The following is a 22,242-nucleotide window of genomic DNA, read 5'->3' on the forward strand; positions in this document are numbered from 1 at the left end:
AGGCATTTTATTAAACCAACTAAGATAAAGGAATATCTATTATGTATACAAAACCATTAACCCAGCTCGAAGTTATTCGTGGCAGGTTGGTGGAGGTTGGTAAAGCATTTACACTTCCAGCCGATAGTGAATTATTTATGTTCAACGATAAAGGTGAACCATTAATTTATTTTTTTTGTGAAGGAAGTATTGTGTTACATAGGGAAAAGGATGATGTTTTGATGGAGATTGTTTCTGCACCGACATTAATTGGCCTGGCAAATGTATTGCACAAATCTCATATTAAATATCGCATAACAACCCAATCCGATTGCCAAGGTTTTTCTCTCCTTGCAAGCCAGGCTTTTGAGATCATCGAAAAGAATAAATTATGGCAGCACGTATGCCACTGGACGACATATCTATTACGTAGTCTTGAACAACGTGATGCGAACTTTGTTGGCGCGAGTACTTATTCACAAATTCGAGCCACATTACTTATGATGGACTCCTGGAACCCTGAACTGCGAGCTAGTACAGGTGTCATTAACTTTGTCCAAAAAAGAACAAAAATATCACGTTCTGTGATTGCGGAAATATTATCCGCTTTGCGCAAAGGTAATTACATTGAAATGGATAAAGGTAAGCTGAAGTCAGTTAATCGATTACCAAATAGCTATTAAAAAAGCAGGTCGATTTATCGACCTGCTCTGCTGTCAAGATGCGGGACCGGCAGGTGATGTAAAACCACTTAATTCTGAAACTAAATCATTCACACCATCACTCATATTCACAAAACGAGTCAATGGTGAACGCGTGATAACGACAAATACACCAACATTACTTTGTGGAACCATGGCCATATAAGTAATAAATCCACCGCCACCACCTGTTTTCTGCACAATGCCTGGGCGACCATTTTTAGGTGCCAGATACACCCACCCCAGCCCTAAAGCATCCGCTTTTCCTGGGACATCCATACCAATGACTTTAGTCAGTTGTGCACGCTGGTAGATAAGAGTCTGCATTCTGTCAGCTTGAGTATTACGGCGATGGAAATCAGACGTCAGGAATTGTTGCATCCAACGCATCATATCGTCGGGAGTGGAATAGACCCCACCACTGCCAATTGCGGCAAGAGTATTGTCACAAGGGCTAGCCCCTTTTTCAGCCACCATCAAGCGTTTGCACTGGTCAGGAGAAGGCGTAAACGTCGTGTCCTTCATACCCAATGGCCGAGTAATTTGTTCCTCAAACAGCGCTGGATAAGGTTTCCCTGCCGCTCGTGACAGTGCATCCGCAAGCAAGTCAAAAGCTAAATTTGAATAAGAGGCGATAGTGCCTGGCGCGCTTTTTAAACTCGCCGTGGCTAGCCAATTCCAACGTTGGTCACGCGTGGGCCAGGTAAATACAGTTCGATGAGCCGCGCCACCGGGTTGTTCACGAGGTAAAGCACTGGTATGGGTTGCCAGATTCACCAGAGTAATAGGTTTACCGTTATATGTCGGGACTCTGGCACCTGTTGGGGCATATTTGCTTAATGGATCATTGAGTTGAACCTTGCCCTGATCCAGCATTTTTACCAACATTTCGCTGGTCATTAATTTTGTCAGCGAGGCAATGCGGATAACCGAGTCTAACTGAGGGCGCACGTTGTTGCCGGGGCGGGTTTCGCCAAAGCTTCTAAACACACGCTGATTCCCATCGATCACGACCATCGCCATGCCAGTTGCACCGCTGCCGTAATAGATATGGTTGGCGTAACGATCTGTAATGTCGGAAGCAAAAACAGGATCGGGGGAAGTTTGTGCAAAGCTCAAAATTGGCAGCGCAGCAATAGCGAGCGCAGCGAAGCGCGAGAGACGAATTTTCAACGCAGATAACCCATTGGACGAAGTGGAGCGATATTGATGGTATTTATACTACTCTACAGCGCTGCGCAAACGCGGAAAATAAGGAATGTGATGAGAAAAAGCGTAACGCGGCATTTCAGCGAGATTTTCGTTCAGTAATGCAGCAAAGTTCCCGTAAAAGTCAGTGGCAAAATCGGACTTATTTAGGTTATTTTACGCGCGAAAAAGTGCGTATAACTCCGATAACTGACGTAATGAGACGAAATACATAAAAAAACTGACAACATCACTACATGGCTTGATCAGAAAGTGCGTATCATCAGGGCCACTTTGAATGACCGTGCTGCAACTATTAACGCCGGGTGGCGTCTTAGTTTTGGCACCTCGCTGTACCGCTAATGATTTAGTTCCTTATGCGATACACACTAATTACGCATACAGAAGCTGAAAATGTCTAGTAAATCCCTGTTTCCAAAAGAACTCCTTCATCCTCGCTATTGGCTAACCTGGTTTGGCCTGGGAATTTTGTGGCTCTGGGTTCAATTACCTTATCCAGTATTACTGAAAATGGGCGACTTTATTGGTCGGTTATCAATGCGTTTTCTCAAACGCAGAGTCTTGATTGCTCGTCAAAATCTCAAACTTTGTTTCCCCCATTACTCCGATGAGCAGGTTGATGCCATCGTGGAGCAAAATTTCTCTTCTCTGGGCATGGGGTTGATTGAAACCGGCATGGCATGGTTCTGGCCAGATGAGCGAGTACGGAAATGGTTTGAAGTCCGGGGTCTGGAACATATTACGAATGCCTGTGACAAAGGGCAGGGCGTGTTGGCTATCGGCGTGCATTTTATGTCGTTGGAATTGGGTGGACGAGTGATGGGGCTTTGTCGTCCGATGATGGCGATGTATCGTCCTCACAACAACAAAGCGATGGAATTTGTTCAGACGCGTGGCCGTTCACGCTCCAATAAGGCGATGATCGACCGCCGCAATTTGAAAGGCATGGTAAAAGCCCTAAAGTCTGGCGAAGCCGTGTGGTTTGCGCCAGACCAGGATTACGGCCCGAAAGGCAGTACATTTGCGTCGTTCTTCGCGGTTCAGCAGGCTGCGACCACCAACGGAACTTACACTATTGCCCGTCTGGCGAAGCCCGCAATTCTGACGATCGTGCTGATCCGCAAGAAAGACGGCACCGGCTATCAATTGGTTATTGAGCCAGAATTTACTGATTACCCGCTTGATGATGAACAGGCCGCCGCTGAGTACATGAATCGCAAAATTGAACAAGAAATTATGCGTGCGCCTGAACAGTACCTTTGGCTGCATCGCCGGTTCAAAACTCGGCCAGAGGGCGCACCTAAACTTTATACCGTTTAATGCTAAAACGGGGTTGTGCTACGCTCTTTATTTCCTGATTTGTAGAGAGCGAAATCATGCCAGCCCAACGTGTACTGATGGTTATTGATATGCAAAATGGGGTTTTTGAAGCCCCTCGAATTAACCGCGAAAACTGCACGACACGCATTAACCAACTGATCCACGCCGCCGATAAAGTCATTTTCATCCAGCATACTGAATCAGGGTTGGAGCAAGGGACTGCGGCGTTTGATCTGCTGCCTGAATTGTCACGACCTTCTGATGCGCTTTATGTGACTAAAACCGCTTGCGATGCGTTTTACCGCACCGATCTTGAGGACGTGCTTAATCGGCACCAAATAAACGAATTTGTGGTGTGCGGTTGTGCAACGGATTATTGCGTTGACGCTACTATTAAAAATGGAGCCAGTCGCGGTTATGCCATGACTGTTGCTCTTGATGCCCATACCACAGCAAATCGTCCGGCGGCTCTTGCGGAAGTGTTGATCGAGCATTACAACGATGTCTGGCGTAACTTTACGATTCCGGGAAACACCCTGCGGGTAAAAACCACCGCAGATATCCTCGCCGATTGGTAAAGCCACGCTAAACCAGACATCTCTTGATACAACATTTTGTGAGCCTTATTGTGCCCGGATGGTCATAACAATAAGAGTTTGTTTTCAGGAGTGTTGTAGATGTTTAAATCGTTTTTCCCACGCCCGACAGCGTTTTTCCTGTCGGCTTTTATTTGGGCGATGATCGCCGTTATTTTCTGGCAGGCTGGCGGAGGTGATTGGCTTCAACGCCTCGCTGGGTCTTCAAATGAAGACCCTATTAGTGCGGCGCGTTTCTGGTCATTAAAATCGCTTGTATTCTATGGTTTTTACGCTGTTAGCGTGGGCCTGTTTTATCTATTTTGGTCTGTTTATTCCCCGCATCGGTGGCAGCGTTGGTCGATATTGGGCTCAGCGCTCATTGTCTTTGTCACCTGGTTCTTAGTCGAAGTCAGCGTTGCGATTAACGCCTGGTATGCGCCATTTTATGATCTGATTCAGAAGGCGCTCAGCGCGCCACATAAAGTCACCATTGGTCAGTTTTACAGTGAGTTAGGTATTTTTCTCGGCATTGCGTTAATTTCAGTGACCGTTGCCGTGTTAAATAACTTTTTCATTAGCCACTATATTTTCCGCTGGCGTACGGCAATGAACGAATACTATATGGATCATTGGCAACGCCTCCGACATATAGAAGGTGCTGCACAGCGTGTGCAGGAAGACACCATGCGCTTTGCTTCCACGCTGGAAGATATGGGCGTAAGTTTATTGCAATCCATCATGACGCTAATCGCTTTTCTACCTGTGCTTATCGCACTTTCGCCACACGTTCCAGAATTGCCGATTGTAGGCCATTTGCCGTATGGACTGGTGATTGCGGCTATTGTCTGGTCTGTAATGGGAACAGGTTTGCTGGCGGTGGTAGGGATTAAATTACCAGGATTACAATTTAATAATCAGCGTGTTGAAGCGGCTTATCGTAAAGAGCTGGTTTACGGGGAAGATGACCCATCACGCGCAGCACCTCCGACAATCAAAGCTCTCTTTAATGCGGTGAGACATAATTATTTCCGTCTCTATTTCCATTACACCTACTTTAATATCGCCCGCATTCTTTATCTGCAGGTTGATAATATTTTCGGGCTGATTTTGTTGTTCCCGTCCATTGTTGCCGGAACCATTACCCTCGGTTTAATGACGCAAATAACCAATGTGTTCGACCGTGTACGCAGTGCATTCCAGTATCTGATCAACTCGTGGACCACGCTGGTTGAGCTGATGTCCATCTACAAACGTCTGCGCAGTTTTGAGCGCACCTTGCAGGATGTTCCTGTCGAAGCCGCAGGCGAGATAGTCTAAAAAAACGGGCGGGAATTTATCCCGCCCGTTTAATTTAATGTCCCGCCGAAGGAGCACTCGGTGCGCCTGACCGAACAAACGGCGGGCGCGCGAACCAAATCACGATAATCAGCGCCATAAACCCCCAGCCTAAAATCCAGAAGTAGTCGATGGTCGACATCATGTACGCCTGCTGTTCGATGGTTTTATCGATGAACGCCATATGCTGCTGCGTGGCGCCACCCATTTTATCCAGATAATCCACCGCCGCCGGGTTGTAGTTAGACACACTCTCCGTCAGGTTGGCGTGATGGAAAACCTCACGGCGCGACCAAATCCACGTTGTCAGCGATGAAGCAAACGAACCGCCTAATACACGGAAGAACGTTGCCAGGCCGGAACCTTCAGCCACTTCGGCACCGTTCAAATTCGACAGCACAATGGTGGTAATCGGCATAAAGAAGAACGCCACGCCAATCCCCATAAACAGCTGCACTTCGGCGATGGTGCGGAAATCCACGTCGGTGTTGAACTGCGCGCGAATCAGACAAGATGCCCCCATCGTCAGGAACGACAGCGAAGCCAGAATACGCAGATCGAATTTTGTCGCATAACGGCCAATAATCGGCGTCATGATCAGCGGTAAGACGCCCATTGGTGCGGCGGCAAGCCCGGCCCAAATCGCGGTGTAACCCATCTGCGTTTGCAGCCACTGCGGCAGAATAATGTTAATCGCGAAGAAGGCGGCATAGCCCAACGTCAGCGAAAGTGTACCGATAGCAAAGTTGCGATCCTTAAATAGGCGCAGGTTCACAATCGGGTGGCGCTCGCCCAACTCCCACATCACAAACGAAACCAGCGAAACAGCCGAAATGACCGACATGATGATGATATGCGACGAGGCGAACCAGTCGAGATCGTTGCCTTTATCCAACACCACTTGAAGCAGACCCACACCCAGTACCAGCAATGCAATACCGATGTAGTCGATTGGTGCATGCGTCGTGGTTTCTTCGCGAGCGCGTAGCTGCGTCCAGACCACAATCGAGGCGAAAATCCCAATCGGTACGTTGATGTAGAAAATCCACGGCCAGGAGTAATTATCTGTTATCCAGCCGCCGGTAATTGGCCCGACGATCGGCGCAACCACGGTCACCATCGACAGCAGTGCCAGCGCCATACTGCGTTTGCTGGAGGGAAAGATAACCAGCAGCAGCGTCTGGCACATGGGGAACATTGGCCCGGCGAAGAAACCTTGCAGGGCGCGGAAGAAAATCAGCTCGGTCATGCTATGGGCAAAGCCGCACAGGAACGAGGTGAGGGTGAACATCACCACCGAGCCAATAAATAGCTTGAGCTGCCCAAAGCGCCGGGTAAACCAACCCGTCAGCGGCAAGGCAATGGCATTGCATACCGCAAACGAAGTGATAACCCAGGTGCCCTGGTCCGCACTGACGCCGAGATTACCGGCGATAGTCGGCAACGCCACGTTGGCGATGGTCGAATCCAGCACCTGCATAAATGTAGCCAGCGACAGCGCGAGCACCGCCAGCCACATATTGGGAGGCGTAAATGCAGCCTTATCTTGCATAACGTCTCTCTTAACGGGCGCTTGCGGCTACCGTTTTGCTGTTGTCATGAAGGATTTTAGCCACCAGTTTGTCCGCTTCTGCCAGCGGGTTTTGATACACATCCGTGGTGAAACGCGGGGCGCTAACAGTTTGTTGTGGCAGAAGATGGCCGCCTTCGTCACGAATATCGACACGGACATTCATCGACAGGCCCACGCGTAATGGGTGCTTCTGCATATCATGCGGATCCAGTGTGATGCGAACCGGCAAACGCTGAACAATCTTGATCCAGTTACCGCTGGCATTCTGGGCAGGCAGCAACGAGAACGCGCTTCCCGTGCCAATCCCCAGGCTTTCAATCGTGCCGTGGTATTCCACATCATCACCGTAAAGGTCGGCATTGAGCGTCACTTTTTGCCCCAGGCGCATGGTGTTCATCTGGCTTTCTTTGAAGTTGGCATCAACCCACACTTCGTTAAGCGGCACGATAGCCAAAAGCGTGGTGCCAGAAGTGACGCGCATTCCTAACTGCACGGCGCGTTTAGCCACAAACCCGCTTACCGGCGCAACGATAGTGCTACGTGAGTTTTCAAGGTAACGCTGGCGAAGAGTGGCGACCGCACTTTTGATTTCTGGATGGCTATCAATAACGGTGTCATCCACCATCGCGGTGTTGGTGCGTAACGCCTCTTGCGCGGCGGCCAAATCACTCTGTGCGCTGGTGACTGCGTCGCGGTAATGCGACAGATCTTCAGCGGCGATAGCACCGGTCGAGAAGATTTTCTGGCGGCGGGCATAATCGTTTTGTGCCGTTTGCAGGGCGACTTTTTTCGCCGCGACTTGCGCACGGTAATTATCCGCAGTGCTGTACAGCCCACGAACCTGGCGAACGGTATTTGCCAGATTCGCTTCCGCTTGCTGAAGGGCAATTTCGGTATCGCTCGGATCAAGCAGGACCAACGGTTGGCCTTTTTGAACGTAATCACCTTCATCAACGCTCACTTGCGTCACCGTGCCTGCAATCTGCGGCGTTAAAGTGACCTGGTTGCCATTCACGTAGGCATCGTCAGTTGACTCGTAATAACGTGCATATAACAAATACCAGGCCAGACAACCCGCGGCTGCCAGCACAAGAATCAGGATAAAAATAATAAAATTACGTTTGCGCTTACTGGAACGCTGAACGTGGACTTCTGAAGTGGTTTCCATCTTTTGGCCTTTATTCGCTGTTATCGATGTGGCGCAGTGATGTCGTCGGGCAACATTTTGGTAATCAACGCTACCAGTTGTGCCGATTCATCCTGCGTCAGGCGTGCGGTGAGATCGCCGATGATCGAGGCGAGCGCTTCATTTTGAAAATGGTCGCAAATTATCTGGCCTTTATCGGTCAGAGCCAGAATTACCTGGCGCTTATCTTGCGGATTAGGGTGGCGAACAATCAGTTCACGTTTGACCATGCGCTCAACCATGCGGCTCATTGCGCCCGCATCCATCACCAGGTTTTTGCTGATCACAACCGGGCTGGTCACCCCATTATAGATGTGAATCAGCACCTTAAATTGCGCCGCAGTAATCTCCATGCCGGAGAAATACTGGCTAATGAGTTGGTCTTTAAATTGGTTTGCGAGGTGAATCAGTAAACCGAGGTGGAATTTGCTGTCGATTAAGCCTGGATTATCGCTCATAAATTAATTGCCTGGTCAGTAATTACAATTGAAATTACTGACCAGGCAACTATTTGTCAAGTTTGTGTCAAGAAAAGCGCACATTTTGTCAGCGCGATTGGGTTCTCTAACTATAAGCCAAACTCTGATAAACGCCTGGCCGCATAACTGTTATTGTTTCGCCTGACTCGCTAAAAACAATCAAAATGGAACGATATGAGTATGTTAAACAGGCAATATGGTTTTTTCGCATTAAGCCTTGGCGCGGTTTTCGTGTTGGCGGGCTGTACCACTCAAACTGCACCTTCTGTTTCAGAAACCACCAAACCGGTTGATGTCGAAACCGTGGTAAAGCAGAAAATCCCTGCCAGTGTAAAAGAGAGGAATAGTTGGGCTAAGGACTTGGCGACCACGTTTAAGAGCCAGAATATTGCCCCAAGCGAAGAGAATATCTGCTCGGTGCTAGCGGTGGCGCAGCAGGAATCCAATCTTGTTGCCGATCCGGCGGTTCCTAATCTGAGTAAAATTGCCTGGAAGGAAATCGACCGCCGTGCTGAAAAAATGCATATCCCGGTGTTTCTGGTTCACACCGCGTTACTCATCAAATCCCCGAATGGCAAAAGCTACAGTGACCGTCTGGACAGCGTCAAAACCGAAGGGCAACTGAGCGCAATTTTTGATGATTTCATTGATATGGTGCCGATGGGGCAAAAACTGTTTGGCAACCTTAACCCCGTTCATACGGGTGGCCCGATGCAAGTCAGCATCGCTTTTGCCGAGCAGCATACCAGCGGCTATCCGTGGAAGATGGAAGGGACGGTGCGCCAGGAAGTGTTCAGCCGTCGCGGCGGTTTGTGGTTCGGCACTTACCATTTGCTGAACTATCCGGCGAATTACACCCAGCCGCTGTATCGCTTTGCAGATTTCAATGCGGGATGGTACGCCAGCCGCAATGCGGCATTCCAGAGTGCTGTCAGCAAGGCAACCGGCGTAAAACTGGCACTGGACGGCGACTTAATTTTGTATAACACCGACAAACCGGGCAGCACCGAATTGGCCGTCAGGAAACTGGCCGGAAAACTCGATATGAGTGAAAGCCAGATTCACCGGGCTTTGCAAAAAGGTGACAGCATCGACTTTGAGAAAACGGATTTATATCAGCAGGTTTATGCGATTGCGCAGAAGAAGTCAGGCAAGAAATTGCCGCGTGAAATGCTGCCGGGCATCACGCTTGAAAGCCCAAAAATCACCCGTAATTTGACGACGGCATGGTTTGCGAAGCGAGTGGATGAACGACGAGCGGCGTGTATGAAGCTTTAAGATGTATTGACGCAGGGCGCAATGCCCTGCGTTTATCTGGTATCAAAAATGAAAACGATGTTGGAATTTCAGCGCCAGGCTAATCAATCCCAATAGTGCGCAACCGGCGAGAAATGGCACCAGACCAAAGACCGTGCTCACCGCAAATCCCATTTCAATACGTGGCCGTGTCGCATCATTACCCTGAGCGAGGTGTTCAAGCACGCCCGGGGCGTGAACCATCAAACTCAGAATCTGCGAACCGACCCAAAAGCAGAACAAAATGAAAACCGCATAAGCCAGATTGCTGCGGGTAGATCCTTCTGCTTTCGTTGTGGAAACGGGGTTTACAGGAACAACCTGTTTCGACAAACTCATATCAGCCATCACGACCTCCCCTATAACATTAAGCTGATTTTGGCAGGTCAGATTGCTTGTCAATATCAGATTGTTGGTAATTTCGGGGGCGGAATGCTCCTGGTTTGTGAATATATGTCTGAGATCACATATTCGTAACTTATGTGAAATTCCCGTAACAATATCCTGTTAAGCCTGCATTTACGTGCGGTTTCTCGCCGTTGCCTGTGCCACAATAAGCCCTCTTTTTGTCCTGACGGGTTGCCTGATGTCTGCTAAAACATTGTCCTCAAAAATGCGCCGTGACTGGCATTACTACGCTGTGGCGATTGGTCTTATCTTTATTTTGAATGGCGTAATTGGTTTATTGGGGTTCAAAACTGAAGGCTGGCAGAATTATGCGGTCGGGCTTGTGACTTGGGTGATTTGTTTCTGGCTGGCGGGGTTTATCATTCGCCGTCGCCCGGAACCAGAAGAACCGACGACGGCGAAAGACCAGGATTTAGGCAGTAATTGAGCTTTTCAACGCGCAATCTTGCTCATTTCGCTCAAGAGCCAATTCAATCAAACGAGTAATCAGCGTTTGATAATCTAAGCCGCTTGCCTGCCAGAGTTTTGGATACATGCTGATGTTGGTAAAACCTGGCAGCGTATTGATCTCATTGATAATAACTTCGTTGTCATCAGTGAGGAATACGTCAACGCGCGCCATTCCGCTGCATTCCAGCGTCTGATAAGCATGAACTGCAATCTCACGAATTTTATCGTTGATATCTGCCGGAATTGCCGCTGGCACCACAACCTGCGCGCCTTTATCGTCAATGTATTTGGTGTCGTACGAATAAAAATCGCTACTCACCACGACTTCGCCGCAGGTGCTCGCTTGCGGTTCGTCATTGCCCAAAACCGCGCATTCAATTTCACGGCCTTTAATACCGGTTTCAACCACCACTTTATGGTCGAACTCGAAGGCTAATGCGACCGCCGTTTCAAATTGTTCAGCATTGTTCACTTTGCTGACGCCGACGGATGAACCCTGGTTGGCTGGTTTGATAAACAGCGGCAGACCCAGTTTTGCTTCAATTTCTGCGAAGCTTAGTTTGTTTCGATTGGCGCGGGTTAGCGTGATAAATGGCGCGATATTTAGGCCTGCATCGCGCAGCAGACGTTTGGTCACGTCTTTATCCATGCTGACGGCGGAACCCAGCACGCCGGAGCCAACAAACGGCAGATTCGCCATGCGCAGCATGCCTTGCAGCGATCCATCTTCACCTAACGTGCCGTGAACAATCGGGAAGATAACGTCTACCGGCGCTAAAAACTCGGCGGATGAGGATTCAATCAGCTGGTTTTCAGCCTGGCCTGGCACGACGGCAACATTGGTTCCGGAACGATTCAAGGCAATCAATGCTGGGTTTTCTGCATTTAACAGATAGTTGGACGCATCATTGACGTGCCACTGGCCTTTTTTATCGATGCCCAGCAACACCACATCAAACTTTGATTTATCAATGGCGTCGACAATATTTTTCGCCGACTGTAGCGATACTTCATGTTCAGCAGACTTGCCCCCAAACACGATCCCAACCCGCAGTTTTGCCATGCCCAAACCCATCCTTAAACAGTACAAAGGCGGACAACATACCACGCTCATTACGAGGATTCATGTGCTTCCTGCCGCTTAAAACGCCTCAACTTCTATAATGATTATTCCGTAAACAATATCAGGTGATGGGATGGCGAAAGGCGTGACGATTATCATTGGAATGGTCATTGTGGCCGCATCGGGGTTTTGGCTCTATGAGCGGTTGCCCGCGCAATATAACCCGTTTGCCCCGCTTTCCGTAGACGACCCGCCGACGCTGGTCACGCGCTATAAACTTCGGGCGTTGGCTAATCATCCGCAAGCCTGCCTTGCACTGTTAGAACAGGCAAAATCCCGTGGGCAACTGAATTTCCGCAGCGTGCCTGACACCACGGGTAATTGCCCGCTGACCAATGCCGTACGCGTGCAGAACTTTGGCAGCGTGTCGCTTAGCAGCAGTTTTCTGGCCAGTTGCCCGCTGGCCTTGAGCAGCACGATGTTTGTACACCAACGCGCAGTGCCTTTGGCGCAAAGGGAATTTGGTAGTCGGCTTAATCGCATCAATCATTTAGGCAGTTTTGCCTGCCGTAATATCTACAATCGAGAAGGTGCGCGTTTGAGTGAACATGCCACGGCGGATGCGCTGGATATCAGCGGATTCGGTTTTGCCAACAAGCAACAAGTCAGCGTCCTGAAAGGCTGGCGAGCAGAGGGGAAAGGGCGGGAATATCTTCACGCTGTTTTTGAAAACGGCTGCCCATTTTTTGGCAACTCCCTTGGGCCAGAATACAACGCGGCACATGCGGATCACTTTCATCTTGGGATGCGGGGTTATGGGCTTTGTCGATAAAACCCATTTGTATGATAAACTTCACAGTATTCTGCCTGGCTTTTTTTACTCCTTTAATTAAGCGTGCTGCGTATGGAATCCTGGAAGGTCAATATTATCTCGGTGTGGTTCGGTTGTTTTTTTACCGGATTGGCCATTAGCCAAATTCTTCCTTTTTTACCGCTCTACGTTGAACAGCTCGGCGTGACTTCTCACGAAGCGCTATCCATGTGGTCAGGTTTAACCTTCAGCGTGACGTTCCTGGTTTCGGCTATTGTGTCGCCAATGTGGGGCAGTCTTGCCGATCGCAAAGGCCGTAAGCTTATGTTGTTACGCGCATCATTGGGCATGGCGGTGGCGATTTTATTGCAGGCATTTGCGACCAACGTCTGGCAATTGTTTATTCTCCGTGCCGTGATGGGGCTGACTTCTGGCTATATTCCCAACGCCATGGCGTTAGTCGCTTCTCAAGTTCCGCGTGAGCGCAGCGGCTGGGCTTTGAGCACGCTTTCTACGGCACAAATCAGCGGTGTGATTGTTGGCCCACTTTTGGGTGGATATATGGCCGACACCCTTGGCTTGCGGATGGTTTTTTACGTGACTGCCGCATTGTTGATGGTCAGCTTTGTAGTGACGTTATTTCTGATCAAAGAAGGAGGGCGTCCTAATATCTGTAAGGCCGACCGTTTGTCTGGCAAAGCGGTGTTCGCTTCCTTACCGTATCCCAAATTAATGATCAGCCTGTTTGTCACCACCCTGGTCATTCAACTTTGTAATGGCTCAATTAGTCCAATACTCGCGCTGTTTATCAAACACCTTTCTCCAGAAAGTAACAATATTGCGTTTATCAGCGGTTTCATTGCCGCCGTTCCGGGGATCTCTGCGCTTATTTCAGCCCCTCGACTTGGCAAGTTGGGCGACCGAATTGGAACTGCGCGCGTATTAATGGCGACACTCATTTTTGCCGTAATATTATTTTTTGCAATGTCGTGGGTGACATCACCGATGCAGTTAGCGGTATTACGCTTTTTACTGGGTTTTGCCGATGGGGCGATGTTACCCGCAGTGCAAACCTTGTTAGTGAAATATTCAAGCGATCAGGTCACTGGCCGGATATTTGGCTACAATCAATCGTTTATGTATCTGGGGAACGTTGTTGGCCCGTTAATTGGTGCCGGTGTTTCCGCGATGGCAGGCTTCCGTTGGGTATTTATTGCGACCGCGCTGGTAGTGTTGCTAAACATTTGGCAATTGGCCGTGATGTTGCATCGTAAAAAGCAACAAGATGCAAAGAGAAATGAGATCGCACCATGATTATTGAGTTATTTTTAGCGGTTAAATAACGCGTTTTAATATTTGTTTGCTCTCTGCCACATATTCAGTGAGACAGTTAAAAATAGTTTCATTCCCCTCTAGGCAACATGAAATCAGAATGCTAACGTCTTGCTTCTTATCCCATTGGGCAATAATTATGAAGAACCTCATCTCTGAGTTGCTATCTAAACTCGCCGAAAAAGAAGAAGAGTCAAAAGAGTTTGTTGCACAGATAGAAGCCCTGGAAATAGTCGTTACCGCCATACTGTGCAGAATGGATAACAATGATCGACAAGCCATGGTTAACCATATTCAAAACGCGCTAAAAGAGGCTCGTCCTACCGAAGCGGTAACGAGTCAGGATACCGAACTTCTTAAGCAATATTTAGATAAACTGTTAATGCGCCGCATAACTGAATAGGCGAACCATCTTTCCTCAAACTTTTTTTATTTAATCTGAACCTGTTTATTTTTCCTGATGAGTTTGAGGCATTCGCCTTTTCTAAAACCTCGACCAAAATTAAAGCACCACAATAAAAAGGATGGTGCTATGAAAACAGTATTAATGACGGTGTTACTGGCGGGTGTTGTTGGAATAGGAATGGTTGGGTCGGCTTCAGCGGCAGACAAAGCCATGACGCCGCAACAGCAACGCATGACGACATGTAACCAGCAAGCCACATCGCAAACCCTGAAAGGGGATGAACGCAAAACCTACATGAGTAACTGCCTGAAGAACAGTCAGTCAGCCCCGGCAGAAAAGAGCCTGACGCCGCAGCAGCAGAAGATGAAAGAGTGTAATGCTGAAGCCGGAAAACAGACATTATCCGGCGATGCGCGAAAAACTTTCATGAGCAATTGCCTGAAAAAACAAGTCAAATAGCCTGAATGGGTGAGTCGGTTCGCTGACTCACCCGAAAAATCATACTTCCCTCCTGGCCTGAGTTTCTATAATTACGGCAAATGTTTCAGAATATTCCTAAATATCATGAATGATGAATCCAGCTCTGGTAGATGGCTTCCTGGGGGAATTATGGATAGCTCAACATACCTTGACGAAGACCGGCATCGCTCTGGACGGCGATTTGCCCGGCGCCTGTACATCCCCAGAATCATCGGGTTAGCGACAGGTTTCTTCTGTGTTTCTTCGGTTTTGGTTTTGCAGCCTGTGTCTGGCTGGTGGTGGTTATTATTGGTGGCTTATGGCTTCATCTGGCCACATTTCGCCTGGCAAACAGCCGATCGTTCAAGTGATCCTGCGCGCGCTGAAATCCGAAATCTAATGATCGATTCATTGATGGGTGGCGTGTGGATTGCGGTAATGGGACTGAATGCGCTCCCGACAGCACTTGTTTTCACCATGTTGTGTATGAACAACGTCGGCTGCGGCGGAGTGAAACTGCTGGCAGGTGGCATTGGCGTGATATTGCTGAGCTGTATGCTGACACTTGAGTTGGCGCAAATTCCTCTGAATCTGGAAACCATGCCGTCTCAGGTACTTATCTGCCTGCCGTTTTTGCTGCTTTATCCCTCTTACTTTGGCCTGGTCAGTTACCGAACCGCGCTCAAACTTTCCGAACATAAACGAAGATTGATGCATATGAGTACCCGGGATGGCATGACGGGTGTGTATAACCGTCGCCACTGGGAGCATTTGCTGCACGGTGAATATGACAATTGCCAGCGTTACCAACGCAGCGCCACACTGGTGCTGATTGATATTGACCACTTTAAATCGATTAACGACTCATTTGGTCACGATGTGGGTGACGAGGCCATTCTGGCCCTTACCGAGCACTTGCAACTCACGCTGCGTATTACCGATGTTATCGGGCGTTTTGGTGGCGATGAGTTTGGCGTGATTATGTCAGGCACCTCGCAAGAGAGTGCGATTCAGGCGATTGCACGTGTGCGTGATTATCTGGAAGAGTTTCGATTGCCGCGAGCGCCGCATGTTCCGTTGCGCATCAGCGTCGGCGTGGCGGAGTTTGATAAGCAAATGGTGAATTATCGCGAATGGTTAAAAGCTGTGGATGTGGCGTTATATAAAGCGAAAAACCTCGGAAGAAGCCGTACTGAAGTGGCTGATATTGCAGCATAAAGCCCTCACCTGAAACAAGTGAGGGCCGCAGAATTATGACTTACCTAAATGCTCAGACTTTGCCATACACTTCACTACGGCTTCCATCACCGCAGCTCTGAACCCTTTTTCTTCCAGAACTTTTACCGCTTCAATGGTTGTGCCTCCCGGTGAGCAAACCATATCTTTCAGCTCGCCAGGATGCTGGCCGGTTTCCAGTACCATCTTCGCTGAGCCCATCACCGCTTGTGCCGCGAACTGATACGCCTGTTTACGTGGCATTCCGCCCAGTACCGCCGCATCCGCCATCGCTTCAATAAACATAAACACGTACGCTGGAGCTGAACCGCTGACGCCCACAACCGGGTGAATCATGGTTTCTGCTACCACTTCTGCAAGCCCGAAGCTGCGGAAAATATTCACCGCATCGGCAATATCTTCAGAAGTGACAAGCGCGTTTGGTGTAATCGACGTCATACCGGCATTCACCAGCGCAGGGGTATTTGGCATCGCACGGATAATTTTACGGTCATGACCCAGCGCTTTTGCCAGCGAATCCAGGGTTATACCAGCGGCGATGGAAATCACCACCGTATCTTTATTCAGGCTGGAATTGACTTCTCCCAGCACTTTTAACATGACATTCGGTTTGACCGCGCCGAAAACGATGTCGGCAATCTGAGCCACTTCCTGCGCACTTTGCGCCGCGTTAACGCCGTATTGCTCGCGTAAGGCTTCAACTTTATCGGGCGATGGTGTATAGACCCAGATGTTGCCCGGAATCACTTGACCGCTGGCAATCAGGCCACCCAGAATGGCTTTCCCCATGTTGCCGCAACCGATAAATCCAATTTTCTTATCCAAAGTCTCACTCCATCGTTTTGAGTTGTGTGATGAGCATAGCTTAACGTGATTCCTGTGGCTTCGGCTAACTGGCTGCGAAGATAAAGTTGGCGATTGCTGAAAAAGCACGGCAAGATCTCACCTATTAGCGTCGGCAAACAGGAGTCGTGATGCAAATTTGGGTGGATGCAGATGCGTGTCCAAAAGTGATAAAAGAAGTGCTGTTTCGTGCCGCTGAGCGTACACAAACCATGGTCACACTGGTTGCCAATCAGGGGATCAAAACGCCACCTTCGCGCTTCATTCGCAGCCTGCAAGTGGCCGCGGGCTTTGATGTGGCCGATAACGAAATCGTCAGGCGATGTGAAAAGGGCGATTTAGTCGTGACGGCGGATATCCCGTTGGCGGCGGATGTGCTGGAAAAGGGCGCGATTGCGCTAAATCCTCGCGGCGAGCTTTATACTCCCGCCACTATTCGCGAACGCCTGACGATGCGTGATTTTATGGATACATTAAGAGCCAGTGGCGTGCAGACCGGTGGGCCTGACAGCCTTAATCAGCGCGACCGTCAACTGTTTGCGAACGAACTCGAAAAGTGGCTGCTTATTGCGAAGCGTTCAAAAAGCGCTTAATACCGATGTAATTCTACACCGCGTACTAGCTTGCTGGTATGATGACACTCTTTGGCGGACTTCTAAGGATTAGCCACCGATGACTCAACCCATTTATTTAGTCGGCGCACGAGGTTGTGGCAAAACAACCGTGGGTGTTGCGTTAGCGCAGGCATTGGGCTTTAACTTTGTTGATACCGACCATTACCTTTTAACCACCACCGAAATGAGTGTTGCCGATATCGTCGCCCAGGAAGGGTGGGACGGTTTTCGCCGTCGTGAATCAGGTGCGTTGCAAAGCGTGACGGCTCCAGACACGGTGATTGCGACCGGTGGCGGCATGGTGCTGGCTGAGAGTAACCGTCAGTTTATGCGTGAGCACGGCGTGGTTATCTACCTGCGCGCGCCAGCGCAAATCCTTGCCTCACGTTTAGAAGCATTCCCGGAAGAAGGCCAGCGCCCAACCTTGACCGGCAGGCCGATTACCGATGAAATCGTTGAAGTGCTTGCGGCTCGTGAAGCGCTCTACAACCAGGCTGCGCACCATGTCGTTGACGCAACACGTTCCCCGGAAGATATCGTTGCGGCGGTGCTGGCGGCATTGCACACGGCTCATGCCAGCTAATCTTTGTCTATACTTAACGCTCATTCATAACCAAAGGAAGAGCGATGGCGAGCAAACCTCCATACCCCCGGGAAGCGCGTATTGAAGCTGTTGAAAAAGGTGCCACGGACCAAACGGTGACCTGGTATCAACTTCGAGCCGACCATCCCCATCCTGATACGTTGATTAGCGAACACGAAACAGAACAAGAAGCGCTCGATGCAAAGCGGCGCTACGAAGATCCGCAAAAAGCGTAACAATCTGGCAAGGACGCCTGGTTTTTAGTTCCGCATTAACTCCTTGATCACATGCTTAATCACATCTTTTATGCCCGTCATACTTCAAGTTGCAGGTGCGTTGGCTTTCCTCGCTCACCCCAATCACTTACTTAAGTAAGCTCATGGGGATTTACTGCGTCGCCGCCTTCCTGCAACTCGAATTATTTTGGGTATAGTTAATTTATTTGTTAAAAATTAATTATCATGATGTTGTATTAATGGCGTTGACGTTTCGTTGAACATTCCGGCAGATGCTCTGCAATTATGCTGCTACGCTTTGTGGTTAATTATTGAGCGACCTTCAGCAGAGTATCATTCACAGGAAAGATACCAGCGCAGCAGTCTGAGGGCTGATATGGGACAAGGGCGGAACGAAACATGAAACAAACATTGGCAATTATCACCATCGGCGTCGTTCCGGTCAGTGAAATCTTGCCGTTGCTCACCGAGCACATTTCAGCAGACCAAATTAAGCTTTTCAGCCTCCTCGGTAATCTCTCGCAAGAAGAGGTGATGGAAGAATACGCGCCGGCACCTGGCGAGGAACTTCTCCTCACGCTCTTATCCGGAAATCATTTGATTTCATTGAGTAAACAGAAAGTCGAGCGTGCGTTGCAGGATGTCATTGAAGTGCTGGATAACCAGGGTTTCGACGTCATTCTACTGATGAGCTCACACCGTTTTGCCAACCTGACAGTTCACAAAGGTATTTTGCTGGAGCCGGAGCGCATCATTCCGCCGCTGGTGGCTTCGATTGTTGTTGGGCATCAGGTCGGCATCATTATTCCTGTGCCTGAAATGCTCAAATTCCAGAGCCAAAAATGGCAGCTTTTAGAGAGTGAACCGTTGTACGAATTGGCAAACCCGATTCATGGAACGGAGAAGGATTTAATCGATGCAGGGAAGAAACTGCTAAAAGACGGTGCTGACGTACTGCTCCTTGATTGCCTGGGCTTCCATCAAAAACACCGCGATTTGCTGCAAAAATCCTTGGATGTCCCGGTATTGTTATCGAACGTGCTGATTGCTCGACTTGCCTCAGAATTGCTTGCTTAACGGCAGGCAATAATTTGCGTGACAGGCTCTTAACTTCCCCTCTATATTGTTTTTTCAACTATTTTTAAAAGGGCCTGGTCATGCTTCAGAGTAATGAGTACTTTTCCGGTAAAGTGAAATCTATTGGGTTTACCAGCAGCAGCACTGGGCGCGCGAGTGTTGGGGTCATGGTTGAAGGTGAATACACTTTTGGTACCGCTCAACCAGAAGAAATGACAGTCGTGAGTGGGGCATTGCATGTTTTACTGCCTGGCGAAACCGAGTGGAAAACTTATGCTGCGGGCACCGTGTTCCATGTTCCTGGACACAGTGAATTCCATTTACAAGTGGCTGAACCGACTTCCTATCTTTGCCGCTATCTTGCCGATAAATAAGAATTTTAAGTCCCTCTACCTCACAGGAAGAGGGACTCGTCATTCTAGCGCTGGGCTTCACCGCCTAACGCTTCAACCAGATTCTTAATCAACGCCGCCAGTTCGCCAGTCATCAAAATAAAATCTGCATCAAAACGCCCGCCGAAATCTTCACGGTCGATATCGTCATTCTGATCACGGATGGTTTCCGCAAACTTCAGGCGCTTAATCGAACCGTCATCAGCAATCAAAAACTGAATACGTTCTTGCCAGTCAAGAGCCAGTTTGGTGACCACTTTATCGGCTTCGATATGCGCGGCAATCTCATCACAAACCAAATCCTGCTGCTTACAGCGAATCACGCCGCCACCTTCGAGAATGGCTTTCAGCTCTGCTTCGTCCATTAGCGCAAAACCTGGAGGCACGTCGCCGGAGCGAACCCACTCGGTCAGCGTCAGTTCAATAGGATTTTCGAGAGCTAATGGCACAACGGGCAGCGAACCGAGGCTTTTACGCAGCAGCGCCAATGTGTCTTCGGCTTTCTTCGCACTAGCGCAATCCACCATGATCAAACCGTTTACCGTGTCGATCCACATCATAGTTTGATTGAAACGGCTGAAAGCGCGTGGCAACAAAGAGTGCAGCACTTCATCTTTCAGAGAATCTTTCTCGGTCTTTTTCAGCTTACGAGCCTGCTCGGCTTCAAGCTTGCTGATCTTCGCTTCCAGTTCTTGTTTAATCACCGGAGCCGGGAGAATTTTTTCTTCTTTACGGGCGCAAATCACAATCTGCCCGTTGGCAACATGGGTTAATGCATCGCTGTGCGAACCCATTGGCGACACCCAGCCGGTCTTCGCCATATCCTGGCTACCGCAAGGGGTGAAAGTAAACGCGGCCAACTGTTTTTCCATGTCATCCGCTGAAAGCGTGATGTCACGGCTTAAACGGTAAACCATTAAATTTTTGAACCACAGCATGATTATTTCCCGGACTGTCAGTTAAACGCAGCGGGCATGATAACGAATCAGGCGCTGTGTTTCATTGCCTTTACAAGGGCACGCTTCTATTCTGTTGATAACACTAATTAAATGAGGGCATCGCTGTGCGCATTGGTATCGACTTAGGTGGAACAAAAACAGAAGTTATCGCTCTGGCGAATGATGGAAAACAACTTTTTCGCCATCGCTTGCCGACGCCGAAAAACGATTATCAGCAAACTATCGGCACCATTGTTGAGCTGGTGCGCCTGGCGGAAGAAGCCACAGGCGAGACAGGAACGGTGGGGATCGGTATTCCTGGTTCGATTTCACCGTATACGCGCATGGTGAAAAACGCTAACTCGACCTGGCTCAATGGCCAACCTTTCGATAAAGACTTGTGCGACGCGCTCCAACGTGAAGTTCGTTTCGCAAATGATGCTAACTGCCTGGCGGTTTCCGAGGCAATCGACGGCGCGGCAGCAGGTGCGGCTATCGTCTTTGCGGTGATCATCGGTACAGGATGTGGGTCGGGCATTGCCATTAACGGGCGTAGCCTGATTGGCGGCAACGGCACAGCGGGCGAGTGGGGCCACAATCCATTACCGTGGATGGATGAGGACGAGCTGCGTTTTCGCGAAGAAGTCCCGTGCTACTGCGGTAAACAAGGCTGTATCGAAACCTTTATTTCCGGCACCGGTTTTGGCACCGACTACCATCGCCTGAGCGGGAAGCCGCTGAAAGGTAATGAGATCATGCATTTAGTTGAGCAACAAGATCCCGTTGCAGAACTGGCGATCGCTCGCTACGAAATGCGACTCGCGAAATCACTGGCTCATATCGTCAACATTCTTGATCCCGACGTGATCGTGCTAGGCGGTGGGATGAGTAACAACGAACGCTTGTACAAAACCGTACCACAACTGGTGAAACCGTGGGTATTTGGCGGCGAATGTGAAACCCCAATCCGCAAAGCGGTGCACGGGGATTCCAGCGGTGTGCGTGGTGCTGCTTGGTTGTGGCCGCTAGAGAAGTAAAAAATATCGCTTATCTGTCCTGCGAAAACAAAAGTAGGCCGGATAAGCGAAGCATCATCCTGCCATTTTTATCCTGAATTCCTCATTCACTTTGTACGCTTTCCTATTTCTGGTTATGTGACATTCGTCACGGTCATATTCTCGTTCCCAATTTATCTTTCACGTCCAATATATTGTTGATTTCATTGTATTTATCTGCGTGATGGTTGTGCTCAAGCCATACGTTCTGGTCAATAATTCCACGGACAGGAAAGGACTTCCATCATGGCTTCAGATGGCACTCGCTTTATCTTCACCGCTGGCCGGACTCCGGCTGAAACCTTCGCTGTGGTGGGCTTTACCCTTAAGCAGTCCCTTTCTTCTCTGTTTCGTCTGGATATCACCGTCGTCTGTAACGACCCGGCGATTGGCTTTAAACAGGTACTCGACGAAATGGCCACCCTCACCATCTGGCAGGGGGAAACCCTTCAGCGCCGGGTGTGCGGCATTGTGACCTTCTGCGAACAGGGCGACACCGGCAAACACCAGACGCTGTACACCATGACCGTCCACCCCGAGTTCTGGCGCAGTTCACAACGTCAGAACTGCCGCAGCTTTCAGAACTACGACATCGCGTACATTTTTGCGAAGCTGCTTAAAGAAATGGATATCCGCACCCACGACACGCTGTTCCGCCGCCCGCATCCTGAGCGTGAGTTCTG

At 49.3% G+C, this 22,242-nt stretch carries 26 protein-coding genes; 18 read left to right on the forward strand and 8 right to left on the reverse strand.

What is annotated here, in order from left to right:
• Positions 1-41 precede the first annotated feature (41 nt).
• Positions 42-662: a helix-turn-helix domain-containing protein gene (locus tag D6029_RS09060; protein ID WP_120064457.1), complete on the forward strand. Its 621-nt coding sequence runs from the start codon at positions 42-44 to the stop codon at positions 660-662.
• A gap of 33 nt (positions 663-695) precedes the next feature.
• On the opposite strand, the gene ampH is transcribed toward D6029_RS09060, so the two are convergent.
• Positions 696-1,853, reverse strand: coding sequence for a D-alanyl-D-alanine-carboxypeptidase/endopeptidase AmpH (gene ampH, locus D6029_RS09065; RefSeq protein WP_120064458.1), 1,158 nt, complete (start codon positions 1,851-1,853; stop codon positions 696-698).
• Positions 1,854-2,282: 429 nt separating this feature from the next.
• Between ampH and lpxP the strand changes: the two genes are divergently transcribed.
• The 3 genes from lpxP (at position 2,283) to sbmA (ending at position 5,104) form a co-directional block, all read left to right on the forward strand.
• Positions 2,283-3,209, forward strand: coding sequence for a kdo(2)-lipid IV(A) palmitoleoyltransferase (lpxP, locus tag D6029_RS09070; protein ID WP_120064459.1), 927 nt, complete (start codon positions 2,283-2,285; stop codon positions 3,207-3,209).
• A 56-nt stretch (positions 3,210-3,265) separates the two neighbouring features.
• A complete protein-coding gene (locus D6029_RS09075) occupies positions 3,266-3,787 on the forward strand; it encodes an isochorismatase family protein (protein ID WP_120064460.1) in 522 nt (173 codons plus the stop codon).
• A gap of 99 nt (positions 3,788-3,886) precedes the next feature.
• The gene (gene sbmA, locus D6029_RS09080) at positions 3,887-5,104 is read left to right on the forward strand and encodes a peptide antibiotic transporter SbmA (protein ID WP_120064461.1); all 1,218 of its coding nucleotides are present in this window, start codon (positions 3,887-3,889) and stop codon (positions 5,102-5,104) included.
• Between the two features lie 34 nt (positions 5,105-5,138).
• Here the strand turns inward: sbmA and D6029_RS09085 are convergent, their stop codons facing one another.
• From D6029_RS09085 to D6029_RS09095, 3 genes are read right to left on the reverse strand one after another with little or no spacing between them, the layout of a single operon-like run.
• Positions 5,139-6,674 (reverse strand): DHA2 family efflux MFS transporter permease subunit, encoded by a 1,536-nt coding sequence (locus D6029_RS09085; protein WP_120064462.1) that lies wholly within the window; start codon positions 6,672-6,674, stop codon positions 5,139-5,141.
• 10 nt (positions 6,675-6,684) lie between these two features.
• Positions 6,685-7,863 (reverse strand): HlyD/EmrA/EmrK family protein, encoded by a 1,179-nt coding sequence (locus D6029_RS09090; RefSeq protein WP_120064463.1) that lies wholly within the window; start codon positions 7,861-7,863, stop codon positions 6,685-6,687.
• A gap of 20 nt (positions 7,864-7,883) precedes the next feature.
• Complete coding sequence (locus D6029_RS09095; protein WP_120064464.1) at positions 7,884-8,339, reverse strand: MarR family transcriptional regulator; 456 nt, start codon at positions 8,337-8,339, stop codon at positions 7,884-7,886.
• A gap of 195 nt (positions 8,340-8,534) precedes the next feature.
• On the opposite strand from D6029_RS09095, the gene D6029_RS09100 reads away from it, so the two are divergent.
• Positions 8,535-9,638: a DUF1615 domain-containing protein gene (locus D6029_RS09100; RefSeq protein WP_120064465.1), complete on the forward strand. Its 1,104-nt coding sequence runs from the start codon at positions 8,535-8,537 to the stop codon at positions 9,636-9,638.
• A 42-nt stretch (positions 9,639-9,680) separates the two neighbouring features.
• Here the strand turns inward: D6029_RS09100 and D6029_RS09105 are convergent, their stop codons facing one another.
• Positions 9,681-10,004 (reverse strand): DUF2755 family protein, encoded by a 324-nt coding sequence (locus D6029_RS09105; RefSeq protein ID WP_120064466.1) that lies wholly within the window; start codon positions 10,002-10,004, stop codon positions 9,681-9,683.
• 238 nt (positions 10,005-10,242) lie between these two features.
• Between D6029_RS09105 and D6029_RS09110 the strand changes: the two genes are divergently transcribed.
• Positions 10,243-10,491, forward strand: coding sequence for a DUF2754 family protein (locus D6029_RS09110; protein ID WP_120064467.1), 249 nt, complete (start codon positions 10,243-10,245; stop codon positions 10,489-10,491).
• Here the strand turns inward: D6029_RS09110 and ddlA are convergent.
• Positions 10,477-11,577: a D-alanine--D-alanine ligase gene (gene ddlA, locus D6029_RS09115; protein WP_120064468.1), complete on the reverse strand. Its 1,101-nt coding sequence runs from the start codon at positions 11,575-11,577 to the stop codon at positions 10,477-10,479. The two genes, D6029_RS09110 and ddlA, sit on opposite strands and share 15 nt — an antisense overlap.
• 133 nt (positions 11,578-11,710) lie before the next feature.
• On the opposite strand from ddlA, the gene D6029_RS09120 reads away from it, so the two are divergent.
• From D6029_RS09120 to adrA, 5 genes are all read left to right on the forward strand, one after another.
• Complete coding sequence (locus D6029_RS09120) at positions 11,711-12,409, forward strand: extensin-like domain-containing protein (protein WP_120064469.1); 699 nt, start codon at positions 11,711-11,713, stop codon at positions 12,407-12,409.
• A 72-nt stretch (positions 12,410-12,481) separates the two neighbouring features.
• Positions 12,482-13,702: a multidrug efflux MFS transporter gene (locus D6029_RS09125; RefSeq protein ID WP_120064470.1), complete on the forward strand. Its 1,221-nt coding sequence runs from the start codon at positions 12,482-12,484 to the stop codon at positions 13,700-13,702.
• Positions 13,703-13,859: 157 nt separating this feature from the next.
• Positions 13,860-14,123 (forward strand): anti-adapter protein IraP, encoded by a 264-nt coding sequence (iraP, locus tag D6029_RS09130; RefSeq protein WP_120064484.1) that lies wholly within the window; start codon positions 13,860-13,862, stop codon positions 14,121-14,123.
• A gap of 129 nt (positions 14,124-14,252) precedes the next feature.
• Positions 14,253-14,585 carry a PsiF family protein gene (locus tag D6029_RS09135; protein ID WP_120064471.1) on the forward strand — a complete coding sequence of 111 codons (333 nt, stop codon included), beginning with the start codon at positions 14,253-14,255 and terminating at the stop codon, positions 14,583-14,585.
• Positions 14,586-14,675: 90 nt separating this feature from the next.
• Complete coding sequence (gene adrA, locus D6029_RS09140) at positions 14,676-15,803, forward strand: diguanylate cyclase AdrA (protein WP_418230255.1); 1,128 nt, start codon at positions 14,676-14,678, stop codon at positions 15,801-15,803.
• A 33-nt stretch (positions 15,804-15,836) separates the two neighbouring features.
• Here adrA and proC read toward each other — a convergent pair whose 3' ends face one another.
• Positions 15,837-16,646 carry a pyrroline-5-carboxylate reductase gene (gene proC / locus D6029_RS09145; protein WP_120064473.1) on the reverse strand — a complete coding sequence of 270 codons (810 nt, stop codon included), beginning with the start codon at positions 16,644-16,646 and terminating at the stop codon, positions 15,837-15,839.
• Positions 16,647-16,795: 149 nt separating this feature from the next.
• Between proC and D6029_RS09150 the strand changes: the two genes are divergently transcribed.
• The 5 genes from D6029_RS09150 (at position 16,796) to ppnP (ending at position 19,548) form a co-directional block, all read left to right on the forward strand.
• Positions 16,796-17,257, forward strand: a complete 462-nt coding sequence (locus D6029_RS09150) for a YaiI/YqxD family protein (protein ID WP_120064474.1) — start codon at positions 16,796-16,798, stop codon at positions 17,255-17,257.
• 79 nt (positions 17,258-17,336) lie between these two features.
• Positions 17,337-17,861 carry a shikimate kinase AroL gene (gene aroL / locus D6029_RS09155; RefSeq protein WP_120064475.1) on the forward strand — a complete coding sequence of 175 codons (525 nt, stop codon included), beginning with the start codon at positions 17,337-17,339 and terminating at the stop codon, positions 17,859-17,861.
• Positions 17,862-17,905: 44 nt separating this feature from the next.
• A complete protein-coding gene (locus D6029_RS09160) occupies positions 17,906-18,097 on the forward strand; it encodes a YaiA family protein (protein WP_120064476.1) in 192 nt (63 codons plus the stop codon).
• A 399-nt stretch (positions 18,098-18,496) separates the two neighbouring features.
• A complete protein-coding gene (locus D6029_RS09165; RefSeq protein WP_120064477.1) occupies positions 18,497-19,174 on the forward strand; it encodes an AroM family protein in 678 nt (225 codons plus the stop codon).
• An 80-nt stretch (positions 19,175-19,254) separates the two neighbouring features.
• Entirely contained in the window at positions 19,255-19,548 is a 294-nt protein-coding gene (gene ppnP, locus D6029_RS09170) for a pyrimidine/purine nucleoside phosphorylase (RefSeq protein WP_120064478.1), read from the forward strand.
• Positions 19,549-19,592: 44 nt separating this feature from the next.
• Here ppnP and rdgC read toward each other — a convergent pair whose 3' ends face one another.
• Positions 19,593-20,504, reverse strand: coding sequence for a recombination-associated protein RdgC (gene rdgC, locus D6029_RS09175; protein WP_120064479.1), 912 nt, complete (start codon positions 20,502-20,504; stop codon positions 19,593-19,595).
• Between the two features lie 125 nt (positions 20,505-20,629).
• Here rdgC and mak point away from each other — a divergent pair, with 125 nt between their 5' ends.
• Both mak and D6029_RS09185 read left to right on the forward strand, forming a co-directional pair.
• Entirely contained in the window at positions 20,630-21,541 is a 912-nt protein-coding gene (gene mak, locus D6029_RS09180) for a fructokinase (RefSeq protein WP_120064480.1), read from the forward strand.
• A gap of 264 nt (positions 21,542-21,805) precedes the next feature.
• The coding region (locus D6029_RS09185; protein ID WP_272482837.1) for a contractile injection system protein, VgrG/Pvc8 family at positions 21,806-22,242 on the forward strand (437 nt) is incomplete at its 3' end.

The organism is Buttiauxella izardii, from assembly GCF_003601925.1.
GTDB lineage: Bacteria > Pseudomonadota > Gammaproteobacteria > Enterobacterales > Enterobacteriaceae > Buttiauxella > Buttiauxella izardii.